This window comes from Kribbella speibonae (assembly GCF_004331375.1).
Classification (GTDB): Bacteria; Actinomycetota; Actinomycetes; order Propionibacteriales; family Kribbellaceae; genus Kribbella; species Kribbella sindirgiensis.
On sequence record NZ_SJKC01000002.1, the window covers coordinates 34,224 to 54,638 of the forward strand.

The window sequence follows — 20,415 nt, forward strand, 5'->3', positions numbered from 1 at the left end:
AGGGGCTGCGGACTCAACCTTGGATCCGTGACGGCGAGTGGCGATCATCGGCAGCAGGTCATCTCACCGGACAAAGCGGTCGTGCTCGACGACTGGATCGTCGCCAGAGGCCTGTACCCGCCCGGTCAGGTCAGGCTGAGCGCAACGATCTGGTTCGCTGGCGGATCCGGCGCCGGTACCGACCATCGCGGGCCGGTCATCATGGGCTCGACGATGTACGACACCAGCTACCTGACCAAGGACGGCAGTGGGAATGCGACCCAGAAGCAGGTGACGCGGGTCGGGCCGGGCTGGCAGGTGTATCGGACCCTCGACCGGTCCACGTACGTGACCGCCACCCAACACCGCGAGACCGAGTATTCACTGCACAACGACGGCACTCTCTACCGCCGTAACGTCACCTACAAGAACGGCGTTGCCAGCCGGCAGATCACCGGATGGCAGTCCGGCTACCGCGGCGTCAAGGCGATGACGCTGATCAGCCAGACAGCGACGTACGACACGTTCCTGATGACGCTGACGTCCGGCAAGCTCTACACAGCCCGGTTGCCGCTGGCCGGCGGGCACATCATCCCGGGCGTGGTGAAGCAGGTTCGAAACGGGACCTGGCAGGGGTTCGAGTCGCTCGTCTCGGCGCCCTGCGGGTTCGACACGCTGCTACTCGGGATCGACCGGGACACCGGCTCGGCCTATCTGTACGACGTTGGCCACGCCAACGGTGCCGCCACGCCGATCCGGATGATCGGCAAGATGCCGGGAACCTACAAGGACCCGGTCTACTTCCACTTCCAGGGCGACACCAACGAACACCCGTCCGGCGACTGATTCGGCACTGATTCAAAGGGTTCGGCCCGGCTCTTCGGAGTCGGGCCGAACTTTTTCGGTCATGGCCGCATCTCACTGCCGTCCGATACACACGAGCAGGGGGAAACAGAATGATCAAGTGGGCCAGGTACGGCGGAGCGGTCGCGGCCGGGGTTGTCAGCGCGGCCTTGCTGGGCGGGGGTTTCGCCGCGGCACAGCCCACCGGCGGGGCAAGCACGTCGGGCGCCACGTGCAGTATCAAGATCGGTTCGGTGACGGCGGGCGGGGATCACCGGCTGCAGACGTTCGGCACCGACGCCGCGAAGATCGAGGACAAGATCGTTGCCAAGGACATCTACCCGGACGGGCAGGTGCGGTTGAGCGCGACGATGCGGTTCGGTGCGACGGAGGTCGGCGGTGACGCGCACACCGGTCCCGTCATCATGGGGTCGAGCCTGTACGACACGTCGTACCTGACGCCGGCCGGTGGGGGCACGGTCTCGCAGAAGCAGGTCACCCGCGTGGGTGGCGGCTGGGACGTGTACCGGTCGCTCGACCGTTCGACCGTGGTCACCGCGACCACGCAGCGGGACACCGAGTACTCGCTGCACACCGACGGCACGCTGTACCGCCGCAACGTCGTCTCCAAGGACGGCGTCACGAGCCGGCAGGTCACCGGCTGGCAGTCCGGGTACAGCGGGGTGAAGGCGATGACGCTCATCAGCCAGACCTCGACGTACGACACGTTCCTGATGACGATGACCAGCGGGAAGCTGTACACCGCCCGGCTGCCGCTGGCCGGCGGACAGGTCATCCCGGGTGTGGTGAAGGAGGTCCGGGGCTCGACCTGGCAGGGCTTCGAGTCGCTGGTCGCGGCGCCGTGCGGCGACGGCACGCTGCTGCTGGCGATCGACAAGGACAGCGACTCCGGCTACCTGTACCACGTGGGTCACGCCAACGGCACCGCCACGACGATCCAGTCGCTCGGCAAGGCCGCGGGCAGCTTCACCGACCCGACGTACTTCCTCTGGAAGAACTTCACCGGCCAGGACCTCAACGGCGAGTGATTCTCTGAATGAATCGCCCCACCCTCGGGTGGGGCGATTCGTTCGTTACGGCCAGGACTTCGCGAGCAGCGCGCGGGTGTCCGGGAGGAGTTGGGGCAGGACCTTCGTGTGGGCGATGGCGGGCATGAAGTTGGTGTCGCCCGCCCAGCGCGGGACCACGTGCTGGTGCAGGTGGGCGGCGATGCCGGCGCCGGCGATCTCGCCCTGGTTCATGCCGATGTTGAAGCCGTGCGCCCCCGACACCGTGCGGATCGCCTGCATCGCCTGCCGGGTCAGGGCCGAGACGTCGGCGACCTCCGCCTCGGTCAGCTCGGTGTAGTCGGCGACGTGCCGGTAGGGCACGACCATCAGGTGTCCCGGGTTGTACGGATACAGGTTCAGGACGGCGTACGCCGCCTCACCTCGATGCACGATCAGCGCATCCACATCCGGCAGCCCCGGCAACCGGCAGAACGGGCACCCCGCACCGGCCTCGTCGCTCGTGGGTTTGTTCTCACCCTCGATGTACGCCATCCGGTGCGGCGTCCACAACCGCATGAACGGGTCAGGCACCCCGACCCCATCCTGCCGCGCCAACTCCTCAGGCGTGTACGGCGAGTCGGGGTGGTCCGTCATACCTGGACGCGTTTCGCTACGGACTCGACGATCTCGGCGACGGCGTCGGCGATCGGTACGCCGTTCTTCTGGGTGCCGTCGCGGTAGCGGAAGGAGACCGAGCCGCCGGCCATGTCCTCGTCGCCGGCGATCAGCATGTACGGGACCTTGGCCTTCTGGGCGTTCCGGATCTTCTTCTGCATCCGGTCGTCGGACGCGTCGACCTCGATCCGGATCCCCTGTGCCTTCAGCTGCTTGGCGATCTCGAACAGGTAGTCGACGTGCCCGTCGGTGATCGGGATGCCGATCACCTGGACCGGGGCCAGCCAGGGCGGGAACACGCCGGCGTAGTGCTCGGTCAGCACCGCGACGAACCGCTCGATCGAACCGAACAGCGCACGGTGGATCATCACCGGCCGCTGCCGGGAACCGTCCGGCGCGGTGTACTCCAGCTCGAACCGCTCCGGCAGGTTGAAGTCCAGCTGGATCGTCGACATCTGCCAGGTCCGGCCGATCGCGTCCCGGGCCTGGACGGAGATCTTCGGGCCGTAGAACGCGGCGCCGCCCGGGTCCGGAACCAGCTCCAGGCCGGAGCCCTCGGCGACCTCCCGGAGCGTCTGGGTGGCCTCCTCCCAGACCTCGTCGGAGCCGACGAACTTGTCCGGGTTCTTGGTGGAGAGCTCTAGGTAGAAGTCGTCCAGGCCGTAGTCGGCGAGCAGCCCGAGCACGAACGTCAGCAGGTTGCGCAGCTCGTCACGCATCTGCTCACGGGTGCAGTAGATGTGCGCGTCGTCCTGGGTGAAGCCGCGGGCGCGGGTCATACCGTGCACGACACCGGACTTCTCCAGCCGGTAGACCGTGCCGAACTCGAACAGCCGCAGCGGCAGCTCCCGGTACGACCGGCCGCGGGCCGCGAAGATCAGGTTGTGCATTGGGCAGTTCATCGGCTTCAGGTAGTAGTCCTGGCCCTGCTTGCGGATCTGCCCGTCCGCGCCGCGCTCCTCGTCCAGGTGCATGGGCGGGTACATGCCGTCGGCGTACCAGTCCAGGTGACCGGAGGTCTCGAACAGCTGGCCCTTGGTGATGTGCGGTGAGTAGACGAACTCGTAGTCGTCCTCGACGTGCCGCTGGCGGGAGTAGTCCTCCATCACCTTCCGCAGCACACCGCCCTTGGGGTGGAACACCGCGAGACCGGAGCCGATCTCGTCCGGGAAACTGAACAGGTCGAGCTCGGTGCCGAGTTTGCGGTGGTCGCGCTTGGCGGCCTCCTCGAGCCTGGTCAGGTACGCCTTGAGCTCGTCCCGCGACTCCCAGGCGGTGCCGTAGATCCGCTGCAGCTGCGGGTTCTTCTCACTCCCCCGCCAGTACGCCGCCGCCGTACGCATCAGCTTGAAGTTGCCGAGGTACCCGGTGGCCGGGACATGCGGGCCGCGGCACAGGTCCTTCCAGGCGACGCTGTCGTCGCGGCGGACGTTGTCGTAGATCGTCAGCTCGCCACCGCCGACCTCTACGGATGCCCCCTCGGCCGCGTCCGCCGCGGAGCCCTTGATACCGATCAGCTCCAGCTTGTACGGCTCGGCCGCGAGCTCGGTGCGCGCGTCGTCGTCGGAGACCACCCGGCGGCTGAACCGCTGCCGCTCCTTGATGATCTGCTGCATCTTCTTCTCGAGCTTGGTCAGGTCCTCCGGCGTGAACGGCGTCGGTACGTCGAAGTCGTAGTAGAACCCGTTCTCCACCGGCGGGCCGATGCCCAGCTTGGCTTCCGGGAACAGGTCCTGCACCGCCTGGGCGAGGACGTGCGCGGTCGAGTGCCGGATGATCGCGCGGCCGTCGTCGGACGCCGCCTTGACCGGCTCGATCTCGTCGCCGTCGGCGACCACCCGGGACAGGTCCCGCAGCTCACCGTTGACCCGGGCGGCGATGGCGGAGCGGTCCTGGCCGAAGATCTCGGCGAACAGCTCCCCGATCGTCGTCGTCTCGGTCACACTCCGCTCAGCCTCGCCCTCGACGCCGATCAGGTGGACCTTGACTTCCGACACGTTCACTCCCAGGGTCTCGACCAGCCGATTACCGGTCACGGACAGATGGTATCGACACACCTGACGAAAGTAGGGGTCGGGACCAGCCGCTCGTCCGATGTGCCGGGGGTGCCCGCATTTCTAGGTTCTAGGTATGAGCGACGCCATCCTGCACTTCGCCGACGAACTGATGTCCTCGTGGTGGATCTACCTCGCGTTGTGGGGGTTCGCCGCGCTGGACGGGTTCTTCCCCGCGATCCCGAGCGAGACCCTGGTCGTCACCGCGGGCGTGTTCGCGGCCGCCTCGGGCGAACCCAATCTGTACGCCGTGATCGTCGTCGCGGCGGTCGGCGCATTCATCGGCGACCACGTGTCGTACGCCCTCGGCCGCGGTGCCGGCGGCCGGCTGCTCGACCGCGTGAAGCCTGGCACCAAACGCCACGCCGCCGTCCTGTGGGCCCGCCGGTCACTCGCCGAACGCGGCGGCCTGGTCCTCGTCGTCGCCCGCTACGTCCCCGGCGGCCGCACCGCGGTCACCCTGACCATGGGCTCGGTCCGCTTCCCCCTCCGCCGTTTCACGCCGTACGCCGCCCTCGCGGCCATCAGCTGGGGTGTGTACTGCACCTTGGTCGGCTACATCGGCGGCAAAGCCTTCGAGGACAACCCGTTGAAGGGCGTAGCCCTCGGCATCGGCCTCGCCCTGGCAGTCACCCTCATCGTCGAGCTGATCCGCCACCGCCTCCGCAAGAACCGCCCTGAAAGCGACTTGAAAGAGCAGGACCGTTCACTGGTCGCATGATCAAGAGAATCCTCGCAGCATCGGCGGTTGCGGCCGCCCTCGTACTTGGCCTGTCCGCCCCGAGTGCGGTCGCTGTCGAGCCGCGGCCCGACGGCGCCTCGGCGGTGGTGCAGGCGCCGTACAAGTGGCCGGCGGTCAGCCCGAGTCCCGAGATCTGGGACACGAAGTACAACTGGAGCCAGGCGCAGGCCACCGCCTGGGTGAACCGGTGTCCGGCGGGCCGGTTCTGCACCTGGATCAGGTACACGAGCTCGAGCAGCACCAGCTACTCGCTGTTCCAGTTCTACCGGTGCCAGGTCTACAGCCTGACCAACTGGCTCGGGACGACCAACTACTTCAACAACCAGACCCGCCGCGTCGAACTGCTCGGCTCGCGCCACGAGCACCTGCGGTACATGTCGGTCGGCAAGAAGTTCATCACCAACTGGGACGACGTCTGGTACATCAACCTCTGCGCGTGAGCCAAGGTCCGGCGGCGCCGCGTTGCGCCGCCGGACTTCTTGTCAGCGTGGGGTGTTGAGAGCGGTAGTGATCTGCTCCGACACACGGGCGGCCAGCTCCAGTGCGGCGCGGCGGGTGGCGGGCTGCAGGGCGTTGTGGTCCAGCGGACCTTCCGCCGCGACGTGCATGTCCGTCGGGATGTCGATGACGGCGGCCGCGCGTGACTCGAAGTACGGGCGGAGCTGCTTCTCGACCTCCTTGTTCACATCGCCTGGGCCGTTGGAGACCGCGATGATCGCGCGGCGGATCAGCCGCTGCGCCTCCGGGCCCTGGTTGTCGAGCTCCTCCAGCATCTGCACGGCGGCCGCGCAGGACAGGCTCTTCCACTTGATCGGGATGACGAGGGCGTCGGCCGCCTTCATCGCCTCGCGCCAGTTGCTGGAGCCCTCGTTGTTCCCGGTGTCGATCACGAGCACCTTGTAGAACCGGCTCAGCAGACGGTGGATCTGGTCGAAGTCCTTGGCCTCGATCTGCGCGTACGTCGTGGTCGCCGAGGTGAGCACGTCGTACTGACCGGCCACCTGGTGCCGCAGGTACGCCGCGACGTCGCCGAGCCGGGCGTCCGGCTGGGTCAGCATCGGCATCGCCAGCAGCATGTCCGTGACGGTGGACCGCGAGTTCGTGTCGTGCGTCCGCAGGTGCATGTTGCCGCGCAGCTCGTTGTTGTCCCAGGCGACGACACCGCCGCCACGGGCCTGACCGAGCGCACCGGCCAGCATCAGCGTGGTCGGCGTCTTGCCCGAGCCGCCCTTCGGGTTCGCCACGACGATCGTCACCGGGCGGCGGAAGGCCGTCGCGGCGGTCGCCCGGGCGATCCGCTCGGAACGCTCGGTGGTGCCCGGACGCAGCTTCAGCATGCTCCGCACGCCACGCTCGGCCGGAGCCTCCCGCGGCAACGGCAACGCCTGGATCAGCTCGTCGGCACGGTACGACAGATTCTGCGGCGGCTGCTGCGCCTGCTGACCCGGGACACCCTGCGGGAAGAAGTGCTGGGCCGCCGGCGACAGCGGCTGTCCGCCCTGTCCCTGCTGGGGACCCGGAGCGGGCTGCGGGGGCTGAGCAGGCGGGAACTGAGCTGCCTGCGACTGCGCGCCCTGCTCCTGCCCGGAGCCATGGAACGACGAACCGCCGAACACAGGGCTGCTAGGACCGGCCTCGTGAGCGGGCGCCTCCTCGGTGGCGGCCGGCTCGACCTCGTCGTCCTGCTCTTCCGGCTGACTCCACGACGCGGCACCGGACTCAGCGGCCGGCTGCGTCCACGACGGGGCGGGCGTGCTCGGCTGGGTCCACGGCGCAGGCTGGTCGACGGGCTTGGTCGCAGGTCCGGACCACGCGTCGCCAGGGAACTCCTGCGACAGGGCGTCCGGCTGCTGCTCTTCGGTCTCCTCGACGGGTTCGGCGTCGGCGGTCTGGCTAGGGTCCGGCTGAGACCAGGAGGGGGTCGGCTGCCACATTCTCCGGACCTCGGCCGCCGCCGCTTCCCGGTCCTTGTGCTGTCCGGAGTTGTGCGAGTCGGTCACGACCTGGATCCCCGTTTCTGTACGAGGGGGCGGGTGGCCCCTGGAGGCTTGCTGGGTGGTCCGGAGAGGTGAGGTCGCCGGGAGGGTCCACTATCCCATGACCCGGTGTCCTCACCACGTCACCACCCGGAGCGTTCGATGACGGTTCCGCAACCAGTATCCAGGCTCGCCCGGACCATGCGTCCCGATGACCCGAAGCGGCCAGATCCACCCGCTCAGGCCGGTCAGCCCGTCACCAGACCCGCCTCGTAGGCGACGATCGCCGCCTGGACCCGGTTCTTCACGCCGAGCCGCAGCAGTACGGCGCTCACGTACGCCTTCACAGTCCCCTCGACCAAGTACAGCCGGGCCGCGATCTCGGCGTTCGAGAGACCCGCGCCGACCAGCCCGAGCACCTCCAGTTCGCGGGGAGTCAATGCGGCGACCTGCTCCTTGGCAGCCGCCGCACGCACCATCGCACCGCCGCCGGACCCCGCACTCAGCTCGGCGATCACCCGCTGCGCGACCTTCGGAGACAGGTAGGCGGCGCCGTCGGCGACTGCCTTCAGCCCCGCGATCAGCTCCCGCGGATCACCGGACTTCAGCAGGAACCCGCTTGCGCCGTCGCCGAGTGCACGGGCGATATAGGCGTCCTCCGAGAAGGTCGTGAGGATGACGACCGCCGTGTCCGGGACCGTCCGCCGGATCTCCGCGCCGGCCGCCAGTCCGTCCATCCGCGGCATCCGGATGTCCAGTACGGCGACGTCCGGCCGGTGCCGCCGTACCGCCTCGACCGCTTCCACGCCGTCGGCTGCCTCGGCAACGACCTCGATCTCGTCGTCGGTGCCGAGGATCGCGCGGACACCGGCCCGCACCATCGCCTCGTCGTCGGCGAGCATCACCCTGATCATCCGTTGCCTTCCGGGGTCGGTGGGACGGAACCGCTCTGTACGACGGCCTTGGCGACGAGTGCGCCATTCGCGAAGCACAGGCGGTACACGTAGTTGGTGGAGAACGGAGCGGCCGGCCGGTAATACCGGCAGCTCCAGTCGGCCGGCGGGTGGTAGCCCTCCCCCGGCGGGTCGATCATCTGCATCCGCGGCAGCACCTTCTCCACGTCTGCTTCGGACTGGCCGATGGTGAGTCCGTCGTACTGCGCGGGTCGCAGGATGGCGCTGTAGCCCGCGACGAGGTAGTAGCCAAGGGCAACCGCGCTCACCACCGCACCGAGCAGGACCGGAGCGGCAATGGCCGTGATCAGGCCACGCTGCGCGCTCCGCCGTACTGTGGCTCGTTCCACCGCGGCAGTGGGTGGCTCCGGTCGGCCTCCCGCACGCGGCATCGTGGCAGTGACTTGGAAACCACCGTCTGGTCGTGGAGCCGCAGTGAATGAACCCCCGGCCAGCCGGACTCGTTCACGCAAGCCGTCGAGGCCACGCCCGCCTGACGGCGCAGCCACCGGCTGACTCGCCCCGGTGTCGACAACGTCCACCTGTACGGCGTCCTCGTGCGTCGTCACGCTGACTGTCACGGACGCGCCAGGTGCGTGTTTGCTCGCGTTCGTCAACGACTCCTGCACCACGCGGTGCACGGCACGGTCCACCATCGGCGCCAGTACGCCGTCGACGTCCTCGGTCAGCTGCACCGCCAGACCGGACGCCGCAGCCCGATCCACCAACGCACGCACGGTTTCGTCGTGCGGAACGACCGGTGCGTCCTGCTCCCGCAGTACACCGACGATCTCCCCGAGCCGCTCGGTCGCCGTGGCGGCTGACTCGCGTAGCTCACCCGCAGCCCGTCGGTGCGCGTCTGGCAGGGAGGGGTCGAGTTCGAGGGCTGCAGCGCGCAGTGCGATCAGGCTGAGCTCGTGACCGACCGAATCGTGCATGTCCTCCGCGATCCGGGACCTCTCGCGCAGGCGCTCCTGGTCGATCTCCATCTGCTGCTCGCGTTCGATCCGCTCGGCCCGCTCCCAGCCCGCCGAGGCGAGCAGGGCCTGCTGTGCCCTGTAGCGGCCGATCAGCCACGGGAGCACGACCAGGAGTAGCGCGAGCAGAAGCAGCAGGAGCCACGTCAGCACGGCCTCTGTCGCCTGAGCTCCCCTGCGCACCGTCAGGGCGAGCAGAAGCATCCCGAGCAGCGACCAACTGCACAGCAGGACGAAGTGCTTGAGCTGCGTCTCACGCCGTCCGGCCAGGTAGCTCAGCAGACTGATCGCGGGTACCAGGGCGATCTGCACACCGTTCGTCGTACCGAGTGCGAAGGCGAGGACGACGATCTCCGTCCACGCCACGACGCCCAAAGCGACCAGGGGCCACCGACGGCGCCCAAAGACCGCAAACGCCAGTACGGCGAGGCAGACAGCACGGAACCAGTACGGGTCGTGCCGTGCACCGCTCTCCGCGAGCACCAGGAAGCTCAGCGCGGCCCACAGACCCACATCCCCCAGGCGCCGCCACTTCATGACGTAGACGCTACACAGTCGCACGGCGCGCGCCGTACTGCCGAAAGTCAGGTCTCCGCATCGATCAGCTCGAACGGCACGTACGACAGGTTCGGCACCTGCTCGCCACGCAGCTGCGCAAGCAGGAGGTCCACGGCAAGCTGGCCCATCTCCGTCTGGTTCTGCCGGACGTGCAGGTACGGCGGCCCGCCGATGGAGTCCCCCGGTGAGTCGAAGCACGCGATCACACGGTCGCCGCCCAGGGCCCGGTCCACCATGCGCGCCAGGTTGTACTCACACGCGAAGTACGCCGTCACTTCGGGCCTCTGCTCGCGGAACGACCGGATCTTGTCCATCTCCGCACGGACGCTCTCGGTGGTCGTCGAACCGGGCAGAGTGCTCCGCAGGTCGGTCAGCTCGTACGGCTGAGCGTGCTTGTGGCCGGCGAAGGCGGACCGGAAGCCCTCGAGCCGCTCCTCGATCGAGGACGTGTTGACGGCAGGCGGCGAGACGAAGGCGATGTGTTCATGCCCCTGGTCCAGCAGCCGCTGTGTGAGAGCCCGCGCGGCGGCCACGTTGTCCGTCAGTACGGCGGACACCGGGATACCGGACAGCTGACGGTCGACCAGTACCACCGGGAAGCCGTCAAGCACCTGCCGCAGCAGACTGGCGTTGTAGAAGTCGCCGTACACCGGGAACACGATCAAGCCGTCCACGGTCGCCACCAGCGAATCGACGGCCTTCTCCTCGTCCGTCTGACGCCCATGGGTACGCCGGACCAGCAGGTGCGCGCCGTGCTCCGCGCAGCGCTCCTCGATCGTGTTGAGGAGGTCCAGCCCGAACGCCTCCGACATCGACGGCACGATGTAGGCGATCGAGAGCGTCTCACGCCGTGGGCTCGTGCGAAGCGGCACGGTCAGGTCGGTGAGATCGGGCAGCCGGCGTACGACGAAGGTCCCCTTGCCCCGGATGCGCTCGACCAGACCCGCCTCCCGCAGTACCTCCAGAGCACGCTTGGACGTGATGCGGCTGACCGTGAACTGAGTCGCCAGCTCCATCTCCGACGGGACCCGGTCCCCCGGCCGCAGCGCGCCACGGCGAAGCTGCTCCAGCACGTGAGCACAGATCCGCTCGTACAGCAGTGCCACAGCACATCCCCTCGCGAGTTGTCCGGTTGACATATCCAATCATCCACGGGAACCGTCGGTGGACGGTGGTGGCGGCCCTTCGGGACTGCCACCATTCCGTCATGACCCGCCCATCGGCGACCGCCTTCGCGGTCCGGCCCGTGATGACTGTCGCGCTGATCGTCGGCGCGGTGCTGACCGCGCTGTCCGGACGCTACGGCTACCACCGCGACGAGCTGTACTTCATGGTCGCCGGGCGGCATCTGAGCTGGGGGTACGTCGACCAGCCGCCGCTGACCCCGTTCATCGCGCGCGTGTCGACGGCCGTCTTCGGCGACACCGTGATGGGGCTGCGGGTGCTGTCGACGCTGAGCACCGTCGCCACGATCGTCGTCGTCGCGCTGATCGCGCGGGAGTTCGGCAGCGAGCGGCGCGGTCAGATCCTGGCGGCCATCTGCGCCGCGGTGTCCGGCTTCGTCCTCGGCGTCGGGCATTTGGTGTCTACGGCGACGTACGACCTGCTGGCCTGGATGCTGATCGCTCTGTTCGCGGTGAAGCTGCTGAGGACGGGTGACGGCCGGTGGTGGCTCGCGCTCGGGCTGACGGCCGGCATCGCGGTGGAGAACAAGTACCTCGTCGTACTGCCGATCGGCGCCCTGCTCATCTCGCTGCTGATCGTCGGGCCGCGCGGGGTGCTGCGGTCCTGGTGGCTGGTCGCGGGCGTGGCGGTCACAGGGTTGATCGCGTTGCCGAACGTGCTGTGGCAGTTCCAGCACGACTGGCCACAGCTCACGGTGGCCACCGGCATCAGCGAGGACGACGGCGCCGAGAACCGGATCATGTTCGTCCCGCTCCAACTCCTGCAGCTGTCACCGTTCCTGGTCCCGATCTGGGTGGCCGGCTTCCTGCGGATCTGGCGGCAGCTCCAATGGGCTCGCTCCGTCGCGCTCGCCTACCCGGTGCTGTGCGTCGTCGTGCTCGTCACCGGCGGGAAGTCGTACTACGCGCTACCGCTGCTGCTCGTGCTCGTGGCGGCCGGTTGTGAGCCTGCGCTGCGCTGGGTGGATCGTCACCGAACCCAGGCCGTCGTCGGTCTCGTCCTGACGGCCGCGACGTCCGCCGTCTTCACGCTTCCGGTGCTACCCGCGTCAGCGGCCGACTTCGTCATCCCGGTGAACAAGGAGCAGGGCGAGCAGATCGGGTGGCCGGCGTTCACCACGTCCGTCGCGAGCGCCTGGCGACAGATCTCGTCCCCGGAGCGAGCGACTCTCCTGACCGGCAACTACGGCGAGGCCGGAGCACTCATGCGCTACGGGCCCGCGCACGGCCTGCCAACGCCGTACTCCCCGCACATGAGCTTCTGGGACTGGTCGCGGCCGCCGGACACCAACACCGGCCCGGTGCTGCTCGTCGAGATCGAACGGAACCCGGGCTTCGAGTCGCACTTCCGGGACTGCAATCAGGTCGGCACGGTGGACAGCACCGTCTCGAACGACGAGGACGGAACCGCCTTGGTCCTGTGCAGCGCACCAGCGGAACCGTGGTCCACCTTGTGGCCGAAGGTCCGGCAGTTCTACTGACCACCCTTACGGTTGGACGTTGTGGACCTCGTTGACCTTCCTGCCGGGCTCGTGTTCTTGCGGGACGACCGCGTCCGCAAGAGGTGGCACGTGAACCTGCCCGCGTTCCGTCTGGCCCGGTGCCCGGTGACTCGCGGCGGACTGCCACTCACGGGCGTCAACTGGTACGACGCGGTTGCCATATGCAACCAGTTGTCGTCCGAGGCTGGCCTGCCCGCTGCCTACACGATCGATGGCGAGCAGGTGGACTGGGATCAGTCCTCCCCCGGCTACCGGCTGCCCACCGAAGCCGAGTGGCAGTACGCGTGCACCGCCGGCACACCGGGCTATCGGTACGGCGCGCTCGACGAGATCGCCTGGTACGCCGAGAACTCCGACGGCCATCCGCATCCCATCGGCCTGCGTACGCCGAACGCCTGGGGGCTGCACGACATGCTGGGCAACGTGTGGGAGTGGTGCTGGGATCTGTACGACCCGGAGGCGTACGGCTCGTACCGGATCTTCCGCGGCGGCGGTTTCGCGGACTCGGAGCGCTCTCTTGGCTCCACGGTTCGCCGGCGATCGCATCCGACGTTCGCGATCGAGGACCTCGGCTTTCGGGTCGCGCAGTCAGTCGTCTGACGGCCGGAGGGCGAGCTTGCCGACGGTGGCGCGGGCTTCGAGTTCGGCCAGGGCCTTCGGGCCGTCAGCGAGGTCGTAAACGGTCGGGCGGCCGGGTGGGTACACACCGGCGTCGATCAGTTCGTCGAGCTCTTCGAGGACCTGGGCGAACAGCTCGGGCGCGTGCTGGATCGTGGTGGTCAGGTGCTGGCCGATCACGTGCACCGGGTGCTTGAAGTTGAGCTCCCAGTTGCTGATCGACGACTCACCCGCCGCGGCCCCGATCACCACGACCTTCCCGGTCACCCGGCGCGCGACCTCGACGCTGTGCCGGAACGTCTCACCGCCCACGGATTCGAGCACAATGTCGGCACCACGCCCGCCCGTCAGCCGACGTACCTCGGCCACCAGGTCCGCGGCCCCGATCACATGATCCGCGCCAAGCCGCCGTACGACGTCGTGCTTCGACGCGGACGCGGTGGCGATGACCGTCGCGCCGTAGTGCTTGGCGATCCGCACCGCCGCCTGCCCGACACCACCGGCGGCGGCGTGGATCAGCACGGTGTCGCCCGCGGTCAGTTGCCCTAGGCGGAGAGACGCGAGAGCGGTCGCCCAGTTCAGGACCAGACCGAGGGCTTCGTCGTCGCTCCAGCCGGTGGGCACCGGTACGACGGCGTTCGCGGGCATCAGCATGTACTCCGCGAACGCGCCGGCACCCGTACCGATGACGTGGTCGCCGAGCGCCACGTTCGTCACGTTGTCCCCCAGGGCGACGATCGTCCCGGCTGCCTCGAAGCCCGCGAGGTACGGCGGCTTCGGACCGCCGTCGTACGTGCCTCGCGTCTGCATCACGTCGGCGAAGTTCACTCCAGCGGCACCGACTTTCACGAGGACCTCCCCCGGCCCCGCCACCGGCACCGCGACCTCCACGAACCGCATCGCTCCCGGACCGTCCAACGAAGGCTGTTCCAGCGCCCGCATGACTTCACCATCCTCTGACTTGTTTGATGATGATCGTACATCTGTTCGTCGTCAATCGAACCGTTGGCGCGAAATCCGGTCGCTCCCGAACGACGTCGGCAGCTAACTTGCCGGAATGGAGCTGCCACTCATCACCCCCAGGCTGGCGCTCCGCTGGCCGATCGAGTCCGACTTCCAGACCCTCGTCGAACTGTGGACCGACCCCCGCGTCGCCCGCTTCATGGACGACTTCGGCCCCCGCGACGAGCCGGCCGTCCGCGCATGGCTGGACCTCCACACCAGCGGCACGAACCGAGACGGCACCCACCTCCAACTGATCCTCACCCGCCGAACCGACGCCACCCCCGTCGGCTGGCTAGGCCTAGGCGCCAGCGAAGACCCCACCGCCGACTGGAGCTTCGGCTACGCCATCCACCCCACCCACCGCACCAACGGCTACGCCACAGAAGCCCTAGCCGCCGCCCTCACCCACCTGGACGTAACAGTCTGGGGCGAATGCCACCTGACAAACGCGGCCTCAGCCCACGTAATGCAATCCGCCGGCATGCAGGAACTACCCCCCACCACCAGCCGCCGCTTCCTCCACACACCGAGGCAGTCGGACGCGCAGTGAGCGAACCGCCCAACCCGCCCCCGAAGCCAAGCAAAGCGAAGGCACCCACGCGCGGGGCGGTCGGACGCGTGGTGACCGACCCGCGAACTGAACCCACGCAGGTGAGCGAACTACCCAAGCCAACCCCCGCAGCCGAGCGAAGCGAAGGCGTCTAGGCGCGGGGCGGTTGGACGTGTGGTGAGTGCCCCGCGAACTGGACCACCGCAGCCGAGCGAAGCGAAGGCGCAAGGGGGGTGCGGGTGGCGGAGCCCCCGCCGCGCGGCAAGCGGAGCGCAGCCGCACAAATGACGAAGGCGAGGCGGTCAGCGCAGGAATCTGCGCGACACACCTCGCCTATCGGCTTCGTGGACGATACTGGGATCGAACCAGTGACCTCTTCCGTGTCAGGGAAGCGCGCTACCGCTGCGCCAATCGTCCAAGGGAACCTGGTGGGGTTCTCGAGGTGGAGACGGGATTCGAACCCGTGTACACGGCTTTGCAGGCCGTTGCCTCGCCTCTCGGCCACTCCACCACTGAGAAAGCTGGCCTGCCGAACCCTCTCCGAGCGGACGACCGGGTTCGAACCGGCGACCTCAACCTTGGCAAGGTTGCGCTCTACCAACTGAGCTACGTCCGCAGTGCGACCGGTTTTCGGTGTCTCCGGCGCGAGAAGAACATTAGCCCATCTCCGCCTGAGTTCAAAAACGGGGGTCCCCGGTCCGTCGACGTACGGTCATCAACTGCTCACCTTCGGACTCCCGCCCGGACTCCCGCGCGGACCGGGATCACCTGCGCACTAAGGTGTTCCGCGGAAGGAGCACCACATGCGTATCTGGCTCAACGGCGCGTTGCTGGACGACGAGGCGACGGTCTCGCCGCTGGATCACGGGCTGACCACCGGCGACGGCGTTTTCGAGACGATCAAGATCGAGAGCGGCCGGCCGTTCGCGGTCCGGCGGCATCTCGACCGGCTGGTCCGTTCGGCGGTCGGGCTCGGCCTCCCGGCGCCGGATGTCGCGGCGATCGAGTCCGGTATCGACGCGGTGGTCGCGGCGGATCCTGGGATCCCGTTCGGGCGGTTGCGGATCACGTACACGGGCGGCGTCTCTCCGCTGTCGTCGGACCGCGGTACGTCGGGCCCGACCGTCCTGATCGCGACGCAGGAGATCAAGCGCCCGTCGCCGGTGTCGGCGATCATCACGGTCCCGTGGGTGCGCAACGAACGCAGCGCGGTCGCCGGCCTGAAGACCACGTCGTACGCCGAGAACGTCCGCGCGCTCGCCTACGCGAAGGAGCGCGGCGGCAGCGAGGCGATCTTCGCGAACACGATCGGCGACCTCAGCGAAGGCACCGGCTCGAACATCTTCTGCGTGTACGACGGTGAACTCGTCACACCGACCCTCGAGTCGGGCGCACTGGCCGGCGTGACCCGCGGCCTCGTCCTCGAATGGTTCGGCGGCGTCGAGCGCGACGTACCGCTGGAGCACCTGTTCGACGCGGAGGAGATCTTCCTCACATCCACCACCCGCGACGTCCAGGCCATCCACCGCGCCGACAACCGGGACCTCCCCGCCCCCGGCACCATCACCGCTCAGGTCGCCAAAATCTTCACCGAACGCTCGATTGAAAACCCGAACCCGTAGCCCCGCCCTTTCCGGAACATAACTGCCATCAGACGCACAAAAACTTCCGGAAAGAGCGCCGGCAGGCGCCGACCGGCCCACCGCCACCAAGCCCGTTCCAACGCGAGCAGATAACTCCGCGTGTCGGGGGTTCTCCCCTGGCACACCAACAGAGAACCCCCAACGGCAAGGGTTATCCGTTCGCGTTGTCGAGCGAGGCCGACCGGCTCTCGGGTGCAGACCGGTGGTGCGTGTGGTGGGACGTATGCCGTGGGACCGCGTGGCCGGCCGGTTCGGTTACTCGCCCGAGGCTTTGCGGCGTTCGCGGTAGGCGGCTACGTGCAAGCGGTTGCCGCACGTGCGGGCGTCGCAGTAGCGCTTGGAACGGTTGCGGGACAGGTCGATCAGGGCGTCGTCGCAATCCGGCGCCTCACATCTGCGGAGGCGTTCACGCTCGCCCGCCGAAATCACCTGCGCCAGCGCGATCCCGCACTCCACCGTGATCCGGCACGCCAAAGACGCGCCGTCGCGGGAGTAGTGGATGTGCCACGGGTGCCCGTCGTGGTTGGTCAGCCGCGGAGTCGACGTACCGCGCGCGATGATCGCGTTGATCATCGACGCCGCCGACGCGTCCGAATCCGTGGTGAACACCGGCGCGAACAACGGCCGCAGATCGCGGACCTCGGCCAGGTCCTTCTCCGTCAGCGTGTCGACCGCACTGAACTCCCGTTCCTGGACGAACTTCTCCAGTTCCTCCAGAGCCTCCAGCGAATCGACCTGGCTGTTCGGCCCGGGCATCGTGTTGACCAGCCGGACCAGCGTCCCGAGCGCCTGCTCGGTGTCGTGCGAGAAAGTCACAATCACGTCTCCAACGTGACGGGGTCTCCGTCCTGCAGCAAGAGTAGCCCGGCCCGATTAGATCGTCGCTTCATCATGCGCTATGGTTTCACCCGCAACACCACACAAGAAACATCAGCACCACCCCGGGCGATTGGCGCAGTGGTAGCGCGCTTCGTTCACACCGAAGAGGTCACTGGTTCGAACCCAGTATCGCCCACGAAGGCGATGGCGAGTCGTGTCCGCGGAAAGCGCGGAGCGGCTCGCCTTCGTCATTTGTGCGGCTGCGCTTCGCTTGCCGCGCGGCGGGGGCTCCGCCACCCGCACCCCCTTGCGCCTTCGCTTCGCTCGGCTGCGGGGGTTGGCTTGGGTAGTTCGCTCACCTGCGTGGGTCCAGTTCGCGGGTCGCTCACCACACGTCCAACCGCCCCGCGCCTAGACGCCTTCGCTTCGCTCGGCTGCGGTGGTTGGTTTGGGCGGTTGCTCACCCGCGGGTTCGGATCGCGGGTCAGACGAGCCAGGTGCCGTGGTCCAGCAGGACGCGGTCCTTGAGTTCGTTGACCTCGCGCCAGGCCTGGATCTTCGTCGGCGTGACCCGGAAGAACGGGTAGTTCGCCAGCGGACGCGGGTCGAAGCCGGCCTTCGCCGCGAACGCGTCGCCCTCGGCCTCCGACACGTCGCCGACCGCAACCGTGCCGGCCACGTGGATCACGTCGCGCACCTCCCCCAGCGTCAGCTGTACGACGGGATTCGCCAGCAGGTTCCGCGCCGTCGGGTTCGTCCGCGCCGTCGACAGCAGCAGCGTGCCGTCGCTCCACAGGAACGAGAGCGGCATGAGGTACGGCGTACCGTCCGGAGACGCCGTGGAAACCCACGCATCGACGTCCTTCTCCAGACGGTTCAGGACGTCCTGCTTGCGGACCTCCAACGGGCGGGCCTCTGCCGTCATCGCTCACTCCTCTGTCACATGTGGTGCTCGTACTCCGTCAATCGCATGACGGCGCTCGGCCGGTCAGTGTGACAGGTGAAGGATGTGGTCGGAATGGGCGGGGACGACTGGCTCGCGACGCGGTTCGAGCAGAACCGGGACCGGCTGCGAGCTGTCGCGTACCGGATCCTGGGCTCCGAACCCGAGGCCGAGGACGCGGTCCAGGAGACCTGGATCCGGCTGAGTCGCAGCGACACGGCGACGATCGACAACCTCGGCGGCTGGCTGACGACCGTGGTCGGGCGGATCTGCCTGGACATGCTGCGGACCCGGCGCGGACGGCCCGAGCTGCCGGTCGGCGACCACTCCCCGGGGATCGCGGACGACGTCGTACCGGATCCCGAGCTCGAAGCAGTACAGGCCGATTCGGTTGGGCTAGCACTGCTAGTGGTTCTCGAGACGCTGTCGCCGGCCGAGCGGCTCGCGTTCGTACTGCACGATCTGTTCGCCGTACCGTTCGAGGACATCGCGCCGATCATCGGCAAGTCGCCCGCCGCCGCGCGCCAGATCGCCAGCCGCGCGCGACGGCGGGTCCGCGGTACGCCGGAACCGACCGACGTCGACGTGGTGCGGCAGAAGGAGGTCGTCACCGCCTTCCTCGCCGCGGCCCGGGGTGCGGACTTCTCAGCACTGCTGAACGTGCTGGACCCGGAGGTCGTCGTACGAAGTGACGCGGGCGCAGCTGCCTACGGCGGTACGCCGGGGCTCGCGGGAGCCGACCGTGTGGCACAGGTGTTCTCCGGTCGGGCGGCCGCGGCGAAGCTGGTGCTCGTCGACGGAATGCCTGGCCTGGTGTGGATGCAGCGTGGTGAACCACTGGTTGTGTTCTCTTTCACCGTGGTCGACGGGCGTGTCGCCGCGATCGATCTCCGGGGCGATGCGGAGTACCTCGAAAACGTCGATCTGGTGTCGTTGAAGGGGTGACCGAACGGCGTGGCGAGTGGACAGGATCGATGGGACTCGTGTGACGGATGGGGTGCGATTCAGACTCGTCCCGAGGCGGTGAAATCGGGTTTTTGTCCGGGCGGAAAGTGCGCTACTGTTCTGCTCTCGCACCGAGCGGAAACGCGACGGAGCGCAGTGCGGACGTAGCTCAGTTGGTAGAGCGCAACCTTGCCAAGGTTGAGGTCGCCGGTTCGAACCCGGTCGTCCGCTCGGAGAGGCCACCTGGTGGAGTGGCCGAGAGGCGAGGCAACGGCCTGCAAAGCCGTGTACACGGGTTCGAATCCCGTCTCCACCTCGAGGACGATTGGCGCAGCGGTAGCGCGCTTCCCTGACACGGAAGAGGTCACTGGTTCGATCCCAGTATCGTCCACGCAACGAACAGGCGGTGGGTGCGAAAGCACTCACCGCCTGTTCGCATTTCAGCGGCGGCTTTGGGCTGCTACTGCTAGCAGGAGTACGGCGGCGCCTAGCAGTGCTAGCGGGGTGAGGTGTTCGTGGAAGGCGAGTACGCCGATGGCTGCGGCTACTACTGGTTCTAGGAGCGCTAGCACTGCGGCTGTTGAGGCTTTGAGGGTTCTTAGGCCGATGTAGAAGAGGGTGTAGGCGACTGCTGTTGGGATCAGGCCGAAGTAGGCGATCAGCAGCCAGCCGATGGGTGTGGTGGGCAGGGCGGCGAAGGGGGCCAGGAAGAGGGCGCCTGCGGTGAAGCCCAGGAGTGCGGTGGTTAGGGGGTCTGAGGTGTTGCGGTTGAGGAGGGTTGTCAGGGAGTAGCCGGCTGCGGAGAGGACGGCTGCTGCGATACCGGTGAGGTTCGTTGTGCCGCTGGTTGCTGACAGGAGGATTAGGCCGGCCAGGGCGGCGAAGAGGGCTGGGGTCAGTCGTTCTCGGGTGGCGAGGGTGATGAGGAGTGGGGCTGCGCCTAGGGCGATCACGGTGGCTATGCCTACGCCGACGCGCGGGATTGCGGTGAAGTAGCCGAGTTGGCACACCGCCAGACCCAAACCGCTCAGGACGTAGCGGAGCGGGCCAGCGACAAGCACTGGCCGGAGAGGGTCGCGGCTTGCGGCGACGCGGGCGAGGGCCAGCCAGGCGGCGGCTGCGGATAGGCGCCAGAAAGAGGTGGCTAGTGGGGTTAGGTCGGCGTGCTGGGATAGCAGGGCGCCGGTTGGGCCGCCGGTGCCCCAGGCGAGGGCGGCTAGGACGACGTAGACGAGGGCGCGCCTCGTCGAGCGACGATGATGCATCGGACACTCCGGGAAGGTGTTCGCAACGAATGGTCGGGGCGTCTGCGAACAGCCCGAAGAAGCCCAGGCCACCAGGCCTGAGCGCGAGGACGCCGTCCGCTAAGCGGCGGCCGGCGGAGTGATGATGCGATGCACGAGAAGGACCCTAACCAGCCCGGAACCATCGAGCGAACG

Annotated in this window: 19 protein-coding genes and 7 tRNA genes; 13 read left to right on the forward strand and 13 right to left on the reverse strand. The window is 68.0% G+C overall.

Going from position 1 to position 20,415, the window contains the following annotated elements:
- The first annotated feature begins 27 nt into the window (after positions 1–27).
- Together E0H92_RS13570 and E0H92_RS13575 are read left to right on the forward strand one after the other, a co-directional pair.
- A complete protein-coding gene (locus tag E0H92_RS13570) occupies positions 28–825 on the forward strand; it encodes a hypothetical protein (protein ID WP_131461885.1) in 798 nt (265 codons plus the stop codon).
- A gap of 110 nt (positions 826–935) precedes the next feature.
- Positions 936–1,871 (forward strand): hypothetical protein, encoded by a 936-nt coding sequence (locus tag E0H92_RS13575; RefSeq protein ID WP_238173422.1) that lies wholly within the window; start codon positions 936–938, stop codon positions 1,869–1,871.
- Positions 1,872–1,916: 45 nt separating this feature from the next.
- Here the strand turns inward: E0H92_RS13575 and E0H92_RS13580 are convergent, their stop codons facing one another.
- On the reverse strand, positions 1,917–2,486 hold the full coding sequence (locus E0H92_RS13580) for an HIT family protein (protein WP_131461886.1): 570 nt from the start codon (positions 2,484–2,486) through the stop codon (positions 1,917–1,919).
- Complete coding sequence (thrS, locus tag E0H92_RS13585) at positions 2,483–4,504, reverse strand: threonine--tRNA ligase (protein WP_131497411.1); 2,022 nt, start codon at positions 4,502–4,504, stop codon at positions 2,483–2,485. The genes E0H92_RS13580 and thrS overlap by 4 nt, the downstream gene beginning before the upstream one ends.
- 133 nt (positions 4,505–4,637) lie before the next feature.
- On the opposite strand from thrS, the gene E0H92_RS13590 reads away from it, so the two are divergent.
- Positions 4,638–5,282 carry a DedA family protein gene (locus E0H92_RS13590; RefSeq protein WP_131461887.1) on the forward strand — a complete coding sequence of 215 codons (645 nt, stop codon included), beginning with the start codon at positions 4,638–4,640 and terminating at the stop codon, positions 5,280–5,282.
- On the forward strand, positions 5,279–5,743 hold the full coding sequence (locus tag E0H92_RS13595) for a hypothetical protein (RefSeq protein WP_131461888.1): 465 nt from the start codon (positions 5,279–5,281) through the stop codon (positions 5,741–5,743). Before E0H92_RS13590 ends, E0H92_RS13595 begins: the two co-directional genes overlap by 4 nt.
- Before the next feature lie 42 nt (positions 5,744–5,785).
- Here the strand turns inward: E0H92_RS13595 and E0H92_RS13600 are convergent, their stop codons facing one another.
- The 4 genes from E0H92_RS13600 to E0H92_RS13615 all read right to left on the reverse strand — a co-directional run bounded on the left by E0H92_RS13600 (position 5,786) and on the right by E0H92_RS13615 (position 10,873).
- A complete protein-coding gene (locus E0H92_RS13600; protein WP_131496534.1) occupies positions 5,786–7,303 on the reverse strand; it encodes a ParA family protein in 1,518 nt (505 codons plus the stop codon).
- A gap of 224 nt (positions 7,304–7,527) precedes the next feature.
- Entirely contained in the window at positions 7,528–8,193 is a 666-nt protein-coding gene (locus E0H92_RS13605) for a response regulator transcription factor (protein ID WP_131292518.1), read from the reverse strand.
- Positions 8,190–9,746, reverse strand: a complete 1,557-nt coding sequence (locus tag E0H92_RS13610; protein WP_131496535.1) for a sensor histidine kinase — start codon at positions 9,744–9,746, stop codon at positions 8,190–8,192. The genes E0H92_RS13605 and E0H92_RS13610 overlap by 4 nt, the downstream gene beginning before the upstream one ends.
- 47 nt (positions 9,747–9,793) lie before the next feature.
- Positions 9,794–10,873, reverse strand: coding sequence for a GntR family transcriptional regulator (locus E0H92_RS13615; RefSeq protein ID WP_131461892.1), 1,080 nt, complete (start codon positions 10,871–10,873; stop codon positions 9,794–9,796).
- Positions 10,874–10,974: 101 nt separating this feature from the next.
- Here E0H92_RS13615 and E0H92_RS13620 point away from each other — a divergent pair, with 101 nt between their 5' ends.
- Together E0H92_RS13620 and E0H92_RS13625 are read left to right on the forward strand one after the other, a co-directional pair.
- Complete coding sequence (locus E0H92_RS13620) at positions 10,975–12,432, forward strand: ArnT family glycosyltransferase (protein WP_131496536.1); 1,458 nt, start codon at positions 10,975–10,977, stop codon at positions 12,430–12,432.
- A 21-nt stretch (positions 12,433–12,453) separates the two neighbouring features.
- Entirely contained in the window at positions 12,454–13,053 is a 600-nt protein-coding gene (locus tag E0H92_RS13625; protein ID WP_238173423.1) for a formylglycine-generating enzyme family protein, read from the forward strand.
- Here the strand turns inward: E0H92_RS13625 and E0H92_RS13630 are convergent.
- The gene (locus E0H92_RS13630; RefSeq protein WP_131496538.1) at positions 13,042–14,013 is read right to left on the reverse strand and encodes an NADPH:quinone oxidoreductase family protein; all 972 of its coding nucleotides are present in this window, start codon (positions 14,011–14,013) and stop codon (positions 13,042–13,044) included. The genes E0H92_RS13625 and E0H92_RS13630 overlap by 12 nt on opposite strands.
- A gap of 115 nt (positions 14,014–14,128) precedes the next feature.
- On the opposite strand from E0H92_RS13630, the gene E0H92_RS13635 reads away from it, so the two are divergent.
- A complete protein-coding gene (locus E0H92_RS13635; protein ID WP_131461896.1) occupies positions 14,129–14,626 on the forward strand; it encodes a GNAT family N-acetyltransferase in 498 nt (165 codons plus the stop codon).
- Positions 14,627–14,971: 345 nt separating this feature from the next.
- Here E0H92_RS13635 and E0H92_RS13640 read toward each other — a convergent pair.
- The 3 genes from E0H92_RS13640 to E0H92_RS13650 form a co-directional block, all read right to left on the reverse strand.
- A tRNA-Val gene (locus E0H92_RS13640) sits at positions 14,972–15,043 on the reverse strand.
- A 23-nt stretch (positions 15,044–15,066) separates the two neighbouring features.
- A tRNA-Cys gene (locus E0H92_RS13645) sits at positions 15,067–15,137 on the reverse strand.
- Between the two features lie 32 nt (positions 15,138–15,169).
- Positions 15,170–15,242, reverse strand: a tRNA-Gly gene (locus E0H92_RS13650).
- Positions 15,243–15,429: 187 nt separating this feature from the next.
- Between E0H92_RS13650 and E0H92_RS13655 the strand changes: the two genes are divergently transcribed.
- Complete coding sequence (locus tag E0H92_RS13655; RefSeq protein ID WP_131496539.1) at positions 15,430–16,248, forward strand: aminotransferase class IV; 819 nt, start codon at positions 15,430–15,432, stop codon at positions 16,246–16,248.
- A 276-nt stretch (positions 16,249–16,524) separates the two neighbouring features.
- On the opposite strand, the gene E0H92_RS13660 is transcribed toward E0H92_RS13655, so the two are convergent.
- The gene (locus E0H92_RS13660) at positions 16,525–17,091 is read right to left on the reverse strand and encodes a CGNR zinc finger domain-containing protein (protein ID WP_238152678.1); all 567 of its coding nucleotides are present in this window, start codon (positions 17,089–17,091) and stop codon (positions 16,525–16,527) included.
- A 121-nt stretch (positions 17,092–17,212) separates the two neighbouring features.
- Here E0H92_RS13660 and E0H92_RS13665 point away from each other — a divergent pair.
- Positions 17,213–17,284 (forward strand) — tRNA-Val (locus E0H92_RS13665).
- A gap of 288 nt (positions 17,285–17,572) precedes the next feature.
- On the opposite strand, the gene E0H92_RS13670 is transcribed toward E0H92_RS13665, so the two are convergent.
- Positions 17,573–18,013, reverse strand: coding sequence for a pyridoxamine 5'-phosphate oxidase family protein (locus E0H92_RS13670; RefSeq protein ID WP_131496540.1), 441 nt, complete (start codon positions 18,011–18,013; stop codon positions 17,573–17,575).
- A 75-nt stretch (positions 18,014–18,088) separates the two neighbouring features.
- Between E0H92_RS13670 and E0H92_RS13675 the strand changes: the two genes are divergently transcribed.
- From E0H92_RS13675 to E0H92_RS13690, 4 genes are all read left to right on the forward strand, one after another.
- A complete protein-coding gene (locus tag E0H92_RS13675) occupies positions 18,089–18,976 on the forward strand; it encodes a sigma-70 family RNA polymerase sigma factor (RefSeq protein ID WP_338068856.1) in 888 nt (295 codons plus the stop codon).
- A gap of 158 nt (positions 18,977–19,134) precedes the next feature.
- A tRNA-Gly gene (locus E0H92_RS13680) sits at positions 19,135–19,207 on the forward strand.
- 14 nt (positions 19,208–19,221) lie between these two features.
- Positions 19,222–19,292: transfer RNA gene (locus E0H92_RS13685), tRNA-Cys, on the forward strand.
- A gap of 3 nt (positions 19,293–19,295) precedes the next feature.
- Positions 19,296–19,367, forward strand: a tRNA-Val gene (locus E0H92_RS13690).
- Between the two features lie 49 nt (positions 19,368–19,416).
- Here the strand turns inward: E0H92_RS13690 and E0H92_RS13695 are convergent.
- On the reverse strand, positions 19,417–20,241 hold the full coding sequence (locus E0H92_RS13695; RefSeq protein ID WP_131496541.1) for an EamA family transporter: 825 nt from the start codon (positions 20,239–20,241) through the stop codon (positions 19,417–19,419).
- Between the last annotated feature and the right edge of the window lie 174 nt (positions 20,242–20,415).